This is a genomic window from bacterium (assembly GCA_030655055.1).
GTDB lineage: Bacteria > Edwardsbacteria > AC1 > AC1 > EtOH8 > UBA5202.
This window is the reverse complement of record JAURWH010000145.1, coordinates 1-11,874: the sequence shown is the minus strand read 5'-3', so window position 1 is coordinate 11,874 and position 11,874 is coordinate 1. Positions and strand designations below refer to the sequence as shown.

The window sequence follows — 11,874 nt, the reverse complement described above, 5'->3', positions numbered from 1 at the left end:
ACCCCCGCCGCACCGAGATCCTGGCCGCCACCGAGGAAAAGTTCTCAGTGGAGGACCTGATCGCCGAGGAGGACATGGTGATCACCATCTCCCACGCCGGTTACATCAAGCGGCTTTCGGTGAGTTCCTACAAGCGCCAGGGCCGGGGGGGCAAGGGGGTCACCGGAATGACCACCCGGGACGAGGATTTCGTGGAGGGGATGTTCATCGCCTCCACCCACCACTACATCCTGTTCTTCACCGACAAGGGCCGCTGTTACTGGCTGAAGGTCTACGAAGTGCCGGAGGGCGGCCGGGCGGCCAAGGGCCGGCAGATATCCAACCTGCTGGAGATGAAGCCCGACGAAAAGATAGCGGCCTACATCGCGGTCAAGGAATTCGACGAACAGCATTTTGTGGTGATGGCCACCAAGGAGGGGACCATCAAGAAGACCGCCCTGTCCGAATTCGCCAATCCCCGCAAGGCCGGGATCATCGCGGCCACGGTGGACGGCAAGGATCTGCTGATCGAGGCCAAGATGACCGACGGCAGCGAGGATGTGATCCTGGTGACCAACCAGGGGCAAGCCTGCCGCTTCCACGAGAGCGATGTCCGGGCCATGGGCAGGAATGCGGCCGGGGTCCGGGGCATCACCCTGGACAAGAAGGATTTCGTGGTGGGGATGGTGGCGGTCAAGCGCGAGGGTTCGCTGCTGACGGTCTGCCTTAAGGGCTTCGGCAAGCGGAGCGAGATCGAGGAATACCGGGTCACCCGCCGGGGCGGCAAGGGCGTGATCACCATGAAGATCACCGACAAGACCGGCCCGGTGGTGGCGGTCAAGGAGGTGGTGGACACCGACGAACTGATGATCATCTCGGCCGGGGGCCAGGTGATACGGCTGGCCCTGAAGAACGTCCGGGTGATGGGCCGGGCCACCCAGGGGGTCCGCCTGATAAACCTGGATGACAAGGACCAGGTGGTGGACGTGGCCAGGCTGGCGGCCTCGGAAGAAGAGGGAAACGGGGAAGCCAACGGGGAGACCGAAGATAAGTGATATTCCGAGACAGCCCAGAACTGAGCGATCAGGCTGGGCTGTCCTTTAATCAGTCCACATTGAGGGACCCGGAAAACCTTTACCGATAGATGAAAAACAAAGTCAAAAAACTCATGTCCAGGTTCAGCCTTCTTAACGAAAAAAAAGACCTGAAAAAAGAAGAGCTGATAGATGAATTGAACCGGGCATATTCGGAACTGCAGAACCTATATCAGACCCTGGCCGACGCCAACCAGCAGAAGACCCTGCTGTTGGAGGAACTGCAGGCACAGAAGGCAGTGCTGGAGCGCCAGAACAGCGAAGACAGCCTGACCGGGCTGTATAACCGCCGTTTCATCGATCTCCAGCTGTCCCGGGAGTTTCTCCGGGCCCAGCGCTATAACCGGAACCTGATCGTGATAATGGCCGACCTGGATCATTTCAAGCGGATCAACGACGATTTCGGTCACCAGACGGGGGACCAGGTATTGATGGTTGTTGCTCAAATATTGAAAGAAAGCTCCCGGGAGGTGGACTTTATCGCCCGTTACGGCGGAGAGGAATTCCTGCTGTTGCTGCCGGAAACCCCTTCCAACGGGGCCATCTTCGTCTGCGAGCGGATCAGGAAGGCGGTGGAGGGACATGACTGGGATCAATTGACAACCGGATTGAAAGTGACCATCAGCCAGGGCATATCCTACAATACCAAGGTGGAAAGCCATCTGGTCATGCTGCACCATGCCGACACCAAGCTTTACGAGGCCAAGCGGGCGGGAAGAAACACGGTGAAATACTGAGCAAAGATTATCTTTTAGCCACAAAGACACCAAGGCACAAAGAATATCTATCTGACTGACTACAAAATACTTGCCCTGAGCTGCCAGACTGAGATGTTAGGCTGAGTTCATCGAGGCCCTGCCGAAGTCCGTGTCGAAGGGGCACCGAAATCGTAAAATATAAAACGAGTTAATATGAACGACTGGTTAAAAGAATTTGACGGCGCCGTGACGGTCTGCGATCCTCAGGGCATCATACTGCATATGAATGACAGGGCGGTTAAGACCTTCGCCAAATACGGCGGAGCCGCCTTGATAGGACAAAGCCTGGTGGAGTGCCACCCCGAGCCGGCCCGGACCAAGCTGCTGGATCTTTTGAAGACCCAGGGCAGGAATGTTTACACCATTGAGAAGCAGGGGGTGAAGAAACTGATCTATCAGTGCCCCTGGTTCCAGGACGGGAAATACGGCGGATTAGTGGAACTGTCCCTGGAGATACCAATGGAAATGCCCCATTTCGTAAGGCAGTAATATTTTCAAATATTTGTTGATTTCGGGATATTTTAAAGGTATAGTTAATCAAGTACGATCGATATAATTGGCCAAGTAACATAACACCAACCACAACCCCAAAAGGAGATCGCCATGAAAAAACGGAATCCCATAGCGGTACTGCTGCTTCCCTTTGTTACTTTCGGATTTTACGGACTTTATTGGGTGGTGCAGACCAAGATCGAAATGAACGCCAAGGGCGCCCAGATACCCACCGCCTGGCTGATCATCATCCCCTTAGTGAACCTGTGGTGGATGTGGAAGTATTCCGAGGGCGTGGAATTGGTGACCGGCGGCAAGACCTCCGGGGTGCTGGCCTTTATTCTGCAGTTCCTGCTGGGCATCATCGGCGCCGCCATCATTCAGGATTCCTTCAATAAGAACGTGGCCTGATCTCCCCGGGGGAAGCAGGCTTGAAACCAAACATCCGCTCTGTCCAATAATTCGGCAGGGCGGATGTTCATTTAGTGCGGCCTGTTTGATTTGCAAGTTGACTTTAGTCAAGGTTAAAAGTATAATCAAAGCATGATCTGGACGTTGACAATCATATTGCTGGCTGCATCTTTGGTGCTGGGGTGGCGGGAGCGTTCTGGCCTTTCCCGGTCAAAATGGGCGGTGCTGTTGGCCCTGCGTCTGGGGACGGCCGTTGTTTTGGGCCTGGTCCTGCTGGACCTTTTTCCCCTATTGCGGGGCAGGGAAAAACAAAGCCTGCTGGTCCTGGCCGATGCCTCCCAAAGCATGACCCTTAATGACGGCCAGCCCCAGAACCGCTGGCAGAGGGCGGCAGTCATTGCTTCCCGCCTGGATCTGCCGGGGCGAAAAACGCCGGTTTACCGGACAACTGAGAAAGGGCTGGCGGAAGGCCTGCCAGGCAGCTTGGTAAAACCGCTGGAATATACCGACCTGTCCGAGGCTCTTATATCGGCCGGCCGGAACAAGCCCGGGGCCATCCTGCTTTTATCGGACGGGGGTCACAACCGGGGCGATGATCCGGTCCGGGCCGCGGCAGCCGGCATTCCAATATATGCGATCGGATTCGGCCCGACCGGCGGTTTAAAAAATGCCTTGATCACCGATGTCTGGAACGATAACGAGGTCGAGGCCGGCCAGCCGGCCGAGATCAGCCTGAACATCCAGGGGAAGCTGACCGGAGGCCGGGTGAGCCTGTGGGAGAACGGCGTTAAACTGGCGGAGAAGAGGCTGGACCTTAAAAGCGATACGGTGTTGACCTTTGGACTGATACCCAAACCGGAAGGCCTTCACCGTTACACGATAGTTTTGGAGAACTCCGGCAAACAACGGCTGGACCAGGCCTCCGCCGTCATCAGCGTGGTCAAGAAGAATTTCAGGCTGTTATTCATCTGTTCGGATCCCGGCTGGGACCTGAGATTCTGGCAGCAGGCCATAGGCCTCAATCCCGCCTATACCGCTGATATCCTTATAAAACAGGGGACGGGGTGGAAAAAGATCCTTTCCGGGGGGCGGGAAGCTAAAGGCAACCTTGATTCGCTGGACAAATATGACGCGATCATAATTGGGAACATAAAGCCCGGGGATCTTCCAACGGCGGCGGAACAAGCCATCGTCAACCTGGTGCGGCAAAAAGGCCGGGGCCTTTTCCTGCTGGGCAGTTTTCGTCAGAGCGGGATACTCGGGCAGCTGGCCCCCATATCTTACAGCCGGGAGATCAAACCGGTGATAGGCACTGCCTGGCCGGCCCCGGAGCTTTTCAACACCGGAATGCTGGAGATCACCAAAGAGCCCGGTTTAAAAAGACTGCCGCCGCTGTCACTGAATAAAAACTACGGCATCAGGGATGAAAGGATATTTCTTTTAGCCGGCCTGCAAACCTCCGACCAAAAGACCTATCCCCTTTGGGCCAGGGCGGAAGAAGGCCTGGGACGCATCGTGCATATCTCGGCCGAAGACCTTTGGCGCTGGAAGCTGGCGGCGGCCGGGGCCGGCCGTGATACCGCCCTGTTGGGGGAAATGGTGCAAAGCAGCCTGCTGTGGGTTCTGGGCCGTGACGGCGCCGGTTTTTTGGCCGGCCCTGAGAGGATACTCAATGCCCAGGGTCAGGAGATCAAATTCAACGGCCGCTGGAAAAACTATTCCCGTCAAGCGGGACAAAGCGCCAAGTGGTCGGTTGCCATTACTGACAGCTTTGGACATAAAACAACATATAAACTGGCCGACTGGGGGAATGGCGATTTTGTGGCGGAACTGGGAGATCTTGACCCCGGTCAATATTCTTACACCACCGGTCTGGAACTTGGATTTGGCCCGGCTCAGCCGAACGGCGGAAAGAAGATATTTTCGGCCAGGGGAAGGTTCTTTGTGGAACCGGGCAGGGATGAACTGCGGGACCATTTGCAGAACGCAGGGTTGCTTAGGTCAATGGCCTCGGCCAGCGGGGGAAAATACTGGGATGAAAATGATATCTCTGAAGACGGCGGCTGGCAGAAGAACATAAAAATACCTGGGGCTCCGTATTCTTCACAAAACGATCCAACCTTCAGCATACTGGCCATCTGCCTGCTTTTGGCGGCAGAGTGGTTCCTGCGCCGGAAATGGGGGAGGGTTTGACGGGAAGGAACCCAGATCCCTTAAGTTGCCCATCCCGCGAAAAAACGCGAAAATATTCAAACTTCCACTATCCGCCCAAAATCTAAAGGTCAAGGCATGATCCCGCTTAAAGACGACATAGTTTCTTCCAGCTTTCCGTTCATCAACACGCTGCTGATCGCCATCAATGCGCTGGCCTTCCTTTATGAACTTAGCCTGGGGCCGGGACTGAACCTTTTCATGGTCCAGTATGCAGCGGTGCCGGAAAAGGTCGTCTCGGCCGGGGCCCTGGGCTGGATGAGCATAATGTCTTCCATGTTCCTTCATGCCGGTTGGGCTCATTTTCTGGGTAACATGCTTTATCTTTACATCTTCGGCGACAATGTGGAGGATGCGCTGGGGCATTTCAAATACCTGGCCTTCTACCTTTTGTGCGGGTTCGGGGCGGCCTGGGCCCATATCCTCACGGATCCGGGCTCTGCCGTTCCCATGGTCGGAGCTTCCGGGGCCATTGCCGGAGTGCTGGGGGCGTATTTCCTGCTGTACCCCAAGGCCCGGGTCCTGACCCTGGTATTCCTGGGTTTCTTCATCCGGATCATCAAGATACCGGCCCTGGTGGTGCTGGGTTTTTGGATCATCCTGCAGCTGGTGCTGGGCTTGGGCAGTTTGCCGTTGAGGGGGCAGGGCGGAGGCGTGGCCTGGTTCGCCCACATCGGAGGGTTTGCCTGCGGCATGGTCCTGATATTCGTGATGGGAGGATGGAGAAAACGGCAGAATTATGTTGCAAAACCCGGTGCTTTTTGGGATAATTAAAAACTAAACCATTGATGAATAATGGCAGTTGTTTCCAGTCATAAATCAACGGAAAGATCAGGCAGAACGGGCGGCAAGTTATTGACCGGAGCTTGGCCCCGGGTGCTGATATCCCTGTCAATACTTTTGGTATATCTCAGGACCGTCAGTTTCGGTTTCACCTATTTTGACGATGAAAGCCTGGTGCTCAACAATCTGGCGGGCTTAAGTTCCTTAAAGAACATTATCTTGGGCTTTAACGGGGAACTGACCAGGGGCTTCACTGCCTTTTATCGTCCGTTATTGACCGCCTCATTTATCATCAATTATCAGCTGAGCGGTCTGGCGGCCTGGGGGTACCACCTGATCAACGTCTTGCTGCATTTGACGGCCTGTCTGTTGTTCTATAAACTGTTAACAAAACTTCATGCCGGGCCGGGCCGGGCCCTGTTCTTTTCACTATTGTTCGCCGTCCATCCCCTGAATGCCCAGGCGGTGGCCTGGATCCCGGGCCGGAACGACTCGTTGCTGGCGGTATTTGCACTGCCGATGCTGATGCTTTTTATGGACTTCGCAGCCACCGGAAAGCTTCGATACCTGTTTTTGAACAGTTTGTTCTTTGCCCTGGCTCTTTTGACCAAGGAGTCAGCCCTGGTGATGCCGGTTCTATGCCTGGGATATTTCTTTTTAGTTCCCCAACGGCCAAGGCACTACCAAAAGCTGGTGCTGAATGCGGTTCTGTGGTTTGCCATATTCCTGTCATGGTACTGGGCCCGCAATAATGCCCTGGGGTTCAGCCCGGAGGGCCAGGCCGGAAGATTCATTGCTCCAATAGAATTCTTTGCCGGAGTACTCTCTTATCTGGGCAAGGCGCTTCTTCCCATCAACCTTTCGCCGGTGGCCGGGCCGGAGATCGGCTCATTTTTTTACGGGACAGCAGCGCTGGCGTTGTTGTCCGGCCTGGTCTGGCGGGTCCGGCTGAAAAATAAATCCTTCTTTCTTTTTGGCTTGTTATGGGCAGCGCTGTTCCTGCTGCCTAATATGATAAGGGGATCGTTCATAACGCTGGCTCTGGAACACAGGTTTTATCTGCCTTTCATGGGTCTGCTGGCGGCGTTTTCCCAGGTGAACCAGTTCAAGTTTGAAACGGCCAAGACAAAGACCGCGATGGTCCCGGGATTGGTCATATTGATTGCGGCTTTTGGGACATTCTGGTATTCAACCGATTTTAAGGACCGGGAGACATTCTGGACGGCGGCCGGTAAAAAGTCGCCCCAAAACTCTTTGGTCCATTATAACCGGGGGTTGTTGTTTCAGGAAAAGGGTAAATACGATCAGGCCGAAAGGGAATACCAAACAGCTTTGGGGATCACGCCGGACTACGCCGGGGTCCACAACAATCTGGGGATATTATATCAAATGCAGGGCAAACACGGACCGGCGGAGCAGCAGTTCAAAAAGGCTTTGCAGTATCGTCCCAATCTGGCCGAAGCCTTGGACAACCTGGGGTCCGTCTATTACCAGCAAAACCTGCCGGATCAGGCCCGGGAACAATTTGAAAAGGCGATCAGGGCCAATCCCCGGCTGGCTTCGGCCCATAATAATCTGGGCAGCCTTTATTTTCTGTCCGGGAAACTGCCGGAAGCAGAACGGGAATTTGGCGAGGCGGTAAGGCTGAAACCGGACTGGGCTGAGGCCCAAGCCAATCTGGGGAGCGTTCATCTGAAGGTCGGTTCGTACGACCAAGCCGAGAGGGAGTATCTTAAGGCCCTGTCGTTGGATGGAGGGAATCAGACGGCCAGTTACAATTTGGCCGAAATGTACATCAGCCAGGGATCTTACCAGAAAGCCCAGAACTTATTGCAGGCCATTCTAAGGATCCGCCCGGAAAACCCATTGTTCCACGAACAGCTGTCTTATGTCTGTTATCTCCGTAAAGACTACAACCAGGCGGTAATTCATTACGACCAGGCGCTGAAGCTGGGGGCCGCTCCTGATCCGGCCGTGCTGGCCAAACTGAAACCCTACCGATCCAAGTAAACATTTCATTTTCTATCCTGACGGCCCTTGGCGGGGAAAACCACTTCAGGATCAACTGAAACAAAGTCAGGGCAAGGACGGTGAACATGGAAAGAACAATGGCCAGGCTTAACTGGAAACAATTCCAAAAACTGGTCCCCGGCAAGACCAACCGGGTACTGCTGCCGGTGGGCACCATCGAAGCCCACGGGCCCGGGGCGCTAGGGACGGATGCCTTCATCCCGGAATATATCTGCCAAAAGCTGGCCGGTCCGCTCAACGCCATGGTGGCCCCCACCATTCCCTACGGCCTGACCAGGTCGCTGATCGGTTTTCCCGGATCGCTGACCGTTTCCCCGGAAACCCTGACCGCCTATGTAAAGGAGACCGCCCTGAGCCTGACCCAGGCCGGGTTCAAGTACGTGATAATAATGAACGGCCACGGCGGAAACAACGACTGCCTGAAGCCGGTGGGCCCGTACCTTTGGCAGCAAAACAGGTCCAGGACGCTGATCATTCACTGGTGGGAAGCTTCGGCTGCAGTCGGCCAGAAATATTTCAAAGGCACCGGACACGCCGGAGCAGATGAACTGGCGGCCCTGATGGCGGTGGACCCCGGCCTGGTGGCCAGGGAAGACTACCAAAAGCAGGAGGTGGGCGATTATCCGCCGGGGATGACGCCCTATCCCTTTCATACCTCGATGATCCTGAACCAAAGGGGCCAGGGTTATCCGGACTTTGATGCCGCCAAGGCCCGCAAATACATGGGAGAGGCGGTCAAGCTGATAGCGGAAGAAGCCCGGACAATTTTAAACGCCTGGGAGAAACTGGACTGATGGCAGACATCTCCGTACAGATAGCTGAGCTGGAAAAACAGGCTGCCCTGGCCGGGCGGTATTTCGGCAAGCTGGAAGAGACCTGGGGCAGGTCGGCCGAGGCCCGCAGCATCCTGAACGGGCTGGGAAATTACCTGGAAGAGAACCACATCGACGCCGGGTTCCTCAAGATATTTTCCGAGGGGCCCGAGCCGGGAGTGATCTACGTGGAGCTGCCCCGGGGGGCCCGCGATTTCCACGGCCAGGCCGCCCAGCTGCTTTTGGACTGCTGTCTGGCCGAGCACACCGGCGGCGGGGAAGGGTCATGGGCCAAATGGCGGGAGTTCGGACAGAACATATATTACGGGATCATCGAAGAACTTTATTCCAACTTTATCTCCTCCAAGTCCAATCTGGCACTGGTATTTGAATTGTCCTACCGGCAATTGATGTCGGAGGCGGCCCAGGTCTGGTGGGAAGGCCAGCCGGAGCAGAACCTTAGGCTGAGACCGGCCATTGACCGCCGGCTGGGGCTGGAGATCACCGGGCTGCTAAAACCCATCAGGCAAAAGGTGCTGTCCCAGAAACTCCTGGGAACCGGCATTCTGGACGGCCTGACCGACCAGGCCTGGGACGGACCGATCGGGCCCGAGGGCGGCCAGGCCAAAGAGATGTCCTTCCTGCTCTGGGAGCATAATCTCAATCCCTGGCTCTTCGCCCGGATTTTTTATCTGTTATATACCGACCAGATCAAGGCCGAAGAAGAATTGCTTTGGGAAAAGATAAATTCCGCCAATGTCACCAAACCGGAAGAGATCATCAGCCTGATAACCGGAAAACTGCCCCAGGCCTCGGAGCTGGCCGTCAAAGAGATTCAAAAATTAGTGGTCAAGAAAGCGCTGGAGCTGGAAACCCGGGTCAACACGGAACTGCTGGAACTGCAGAAATATTCCGCCCGGATAAAAAAACAGACCCAGGACCTGGTGATCCAGAACAACGCCGAGATGAACAAGACGGTGGAGGGCAAGTTCAGTTCCGAAAGCCTGATCACCCTTTCAGCCAAGGTCAGCGACAGCATGGTCCAGTTTCAGCGGGGATTGTTTGCCCAACTCTGGCACCTGGGCGACCTGGAACGCAAGGAACGCAATCTGCAGGGATACCTGGAAAAGACCAGGTATCTTCAAAAGATGCCGGCCAAGGAACTTTTGGGAATGCTGACCTCAAAGGCCCAGGATCCCAGCCTGGACCTGATGCAGCACCTGGCCCAGTTCAAACTTTATTCGCTGCACATCGACAACAAATGGGAGGAGTGGGCCCAGAAGCATTCCCAGGAACTGATGGAGCTGTTCCGCCAGGCGGTGGATCTGGCCCAGGGCCGGGCCGGCCCTCTGGAAAGGGATTTTCAAAAGCGCAACCCCAAAGATCCCCAGTATCAAAAGATCAAGCAGGAGCTGGAGGAGGCCCAAAGCGACCTGAAGGCCCTGGAGGGCCTGGTGGAGGAGAAGGGCGGCGGCCGTCTGTACCATGTGGAAAGGATCATCACCGGTTACCGGAGATTCATCAAAGAAACGGCCGAGCCCCTGGTCTTCTGCCGCCGGGTATCGCAGCTGGTCAAGCTGTGGCCGCCCCTGCTGGCCAAAGATCCGCCCCTGATGCGGCAGCAGGAATTGTTTGACGAGGTCCGGTACCTGAATGAATCATTGAAGAACACCTCCCGCCACTGCATCATGGCCGCCCAGGGCAAGGTCTGCTCCCCGCCCCAGATGATGGGCGAGCACACCCGGGAGCTGAGGAGCCGCCTGCTGAAACGCTACGGGCGGAACATCGCGGTGATGATGTACGACATCCGGGGCTCCAGTTTCATGAGCGCCAAACTGAACCAGGCCGAGCGGGAAAGGGAGATCAAGAACAAACTTGGGTACCTGATCGCCCAGGTCATCAAGCAGCACGGGGGGATGCTGATCAAGGACACCGGGGACGGAGGCCTGGCCTGGTTCGGCGAGAACGGTCCGGAGCTTTACGAAAAATGCTACAAGGAGATGGCCGGGGCCAAGGGGGTCCGGATCCGCCACTCCATCGCCGCCGGGGCCGAGCTGGCCCTGCAGCCTTCGGCCGAATCCTCCCGGCTGGCCGCCGACTGCGCCTGCCAGATGCTGAAGACCGCCGAGCGGTTCATCCAGGACAACTTTTCCAACTACCGGGAGTGGTTCAAAGAGGCCAAGGAGCGGGAGATACTGCACCAGGGCACCAACTATGCAGTGCTGCCGCCGGAGTTCAAGGCCCTGTTCCGGCTGGGGGTGGGGATCTGCTCCGGCGAGCCGGGACGGGAGGTCTCGCTGGCCTTCAATGCCGCCGGGGACCTGGACCTGTGCGGGACCCTGGTCAACGACGCCAGCCTGCTGGCCACCGGCCGCGATCCCATGCGCTCGGTGGTGATGCTGGACCAGTCGGCCTGCTTCAACCTGCTGTTGAATTCCGAAAGGTTCGAGCCGGCCTACCAAAAGGATTTTGCGGCCGGGAACATCTCCGGCCCCGAGGCCTGGGAGAAAAGCCTGTGGGAGGCTTACGGCATGGCCGGAGCGGTGCTGCCCGACGGCAACTATCATTTTCCGGCGGCTGATTTTGAGATCACCCGGGTGGGTCTTAAAACCCCCATTAAAAGCGAGAACGAGAAGAACCAAAGCCTTAAATTCGGGTCGGTATCCGGCAGCCTGGTGGTGGGCGATGAAGGCTCATTGTACCAGATGGAGGACCGGGCCGAGATCAAACTGGTCTACGAATTAAAACCCAACCTTTAAAATCATTTACATAGACTGCTATGGCCAAGATTCTGATAGTGGATGAGGACCGGCTGTTTGCCCTGACGGTGGTTCACGTGCTTTCCCGCTACGGGCATCAGGCGGTGCTGGCCGACAAGCCTTCCAAGGCCGCCGGGCTGCTGGAGCAGGAGGGCGCCGATCTGCTGATGATGGAGGCAGAACTGGCCGGGCGCAAGGGCCTGCAGATATTAAAGGAACTGCGCCAGCTCCGGCCAGATGTTCCGGTGGTGCTGTTCGTGGACCGAAGCCTGAGTTCCGAGGCCCGGGAACAGCTGAAAAAAGGGGTCTTCGACTACATCAACAAACCATTCGGGCACGAGGAGCTGCTGGTCACCGTGGAACGGGGGCTGGAGCGCCGCCGGCTGGTGCTTTCCAATAAACAGCTGCTGTCCGACCTGGAACAGAGGGTGCGCGAGCTGTCCACCTTCAATGCGGTGGCCCGGACCCTGAACTCCACCCTCAAGCTCAAGGAAGTGCTGGACATCGTGATGTCCAAGATCAAGGACCTGATCAAGGCCGAGGC

General features: G+C 56.4%; 10 protein-coding genes. All 10 read left to right on the top strand.

The genetic code is table 11. From position 1 onward, the window contains the following. On the top strand, positions 1–1,034 hold a 1,034-nt coding region (locus tag Q7U71_06860), incomplete at its 5' end, for a DNA gyrase C-terminal beta-propeller domain-containing protein (protein MDO9391476.1). A gap of 89 nt (positions 1,035–1,123) precedes the next feature. Next, positions 1,124–1,810, top strand: a complete 687-nt coding sequence (locus Q7U71_06855) for a diguanylate cyclase (GenBank protein MDO9391475.1) — start codon at positions 1,124–1,126, stop codon at positions 1,808–1,810. Between the two features lie 174 nt (positions 1,811–1,984). Then, on the top strand, positions 1,985–2,320 hold the full coding sequence (locus Q7U71_06850; protein ID MDO9391474.1) for a hypothetical protein: 336 nt from the start codon (positions 1,985–1,987) through the stop codon (positions 2,318–2,320). 114 nt (positions 2,321–2,434) lie between these two features. Next, positions 2,435–2,734, top strand: coding sequence for a DUF4234 domain-containing protein (locus Q7U71_06845; protein MDO9391473.1), 300 nt, complete (start codon positions 2,435–2,437; stop codon positions 2,732–2,734). Between the two features lie 132 nt (positions 2,735–2,866). Next, the gene (locus Q7U71_06840) at positions 2,867–4,927 is read left to right on the top strand and encodes a hypothetical protein (protein MDO9391472.1); all 2,061 of its coding nucleotides are present in this window, start codon (positions 2,867–2,869) and stop codon (positions 4,925–4,927) included. 96 nt (positions 4,928–5,023) lie between these two features. Further along, positions 5,024–5,719 (top strand): rhomboid family intramembrane serine protease, encoded by a 696-nt coding sequence (locus Q7U71_06835; protein MDO9391471.1) that lies wholly within the window; start codon positions 5,024–5,026, stop codon positions 5,717–5,719. Between the two features lie 21 nt (positions 5,720–5,740). Further along, positions 5,741–7,738 carry a tetratricopeptide repeat protein gene (locus Q7U71_06830; protein ID MDO9391470.1) on the top strand — a complete coding sequence of 666 codons (1,998 nt, stop codon included), beginning with the start codon at positions 5,741–5,743 and terminating at the stop codon, positions 7,736–7,738. Between the two features lie 86 nt (positions 7,739–7,824). Next, positions 7,825–8,553: a creatininase family protein gene (locus tag Q7U71_06825; GenBank protein ID MDO9391469.1), complete on the top strand. Its 729-nt coding sequence runs from the start codon at positions 7,825–7,827 to the stop codon at positions 8,551–8,553. Then, entirely contained in the window at positions 8,553–11,330 is a 2,778-nt protein-coding gene (locus Q7U71_06820) for a hypothetical protein (protein ID MDO9391468.1), read from the top strand. The genes Q7U71_06825 and Q7U71_06820 overlap by 1 nt, the downstream gene beginning before the upstream one ends. Positions 11,331–11,350: 20 nt before the next feature. Continuing rightward, the coding region (locus Q7U71_06815; GenBank protein MDO9391467.1) for a response regulator at positions 11,351–11,874 on the top strand (524 nt) is incomplete at its 3' end.

Bases quoted from the DNA above. Each gene is read 5' to 3' on its own strand.
- Q7U71_06855 (MDO9391475.1), top strand. From the start codon at position 1,124: ATGAAAAACAAAGTCAAAAAACTCATGTCCAGGTTCAGCCTTCTTAAC.
- Q7U71_06845 (MDO9391473.1), top strand. From the start codon at position 2,435: ATGAAAAAACGGAATCCCATAGCGGTACTGCTGCTTCCCTTTGTTACT.
- Q7U71_06830 (MDO9391470.1), top strand. From the start codon at position 5,741: ATGGCAGTTGTTTCCAGTCATAAATCAACGGAAAGATCAGGCAGAACG.
- Q7U71_06840 (MDO9391472.1), top strand. From the start codon at position 2,867: ATGATCTGGACGTTGACAATCATATTGCTGGCTGCATCTTTGGTGCTG.
- Q7U71_06820 (MDO9391468.1), top strand. From the start codon at position 8,553: ATGGCAGACATCTCCGTACAGATAGCTGAGCTGGAAAAACAGGCTGCC.
- Q7U71_06850 (MDO9391474.1), top strand. From the start codon at position 1,985: ATGAACGACTGGTTAAAAGAATTTGACGGCGCCGTGACGGTCTGCGAT.
- Q7U71_06825 (MDO9391469.1), top strand. From the start codon at position 7,825: ATGGAAAGAACAATGGCCAGGCTTAACTGGAAACAATTCCAAAAACTG.
- Q7U71_06835 (MDO9391471.1), top strand. From the start codon at position 5,024: ATGATCCCGCTTAAAGACGACATAGTTTCTTCCAGCTTTCCGTTCATC.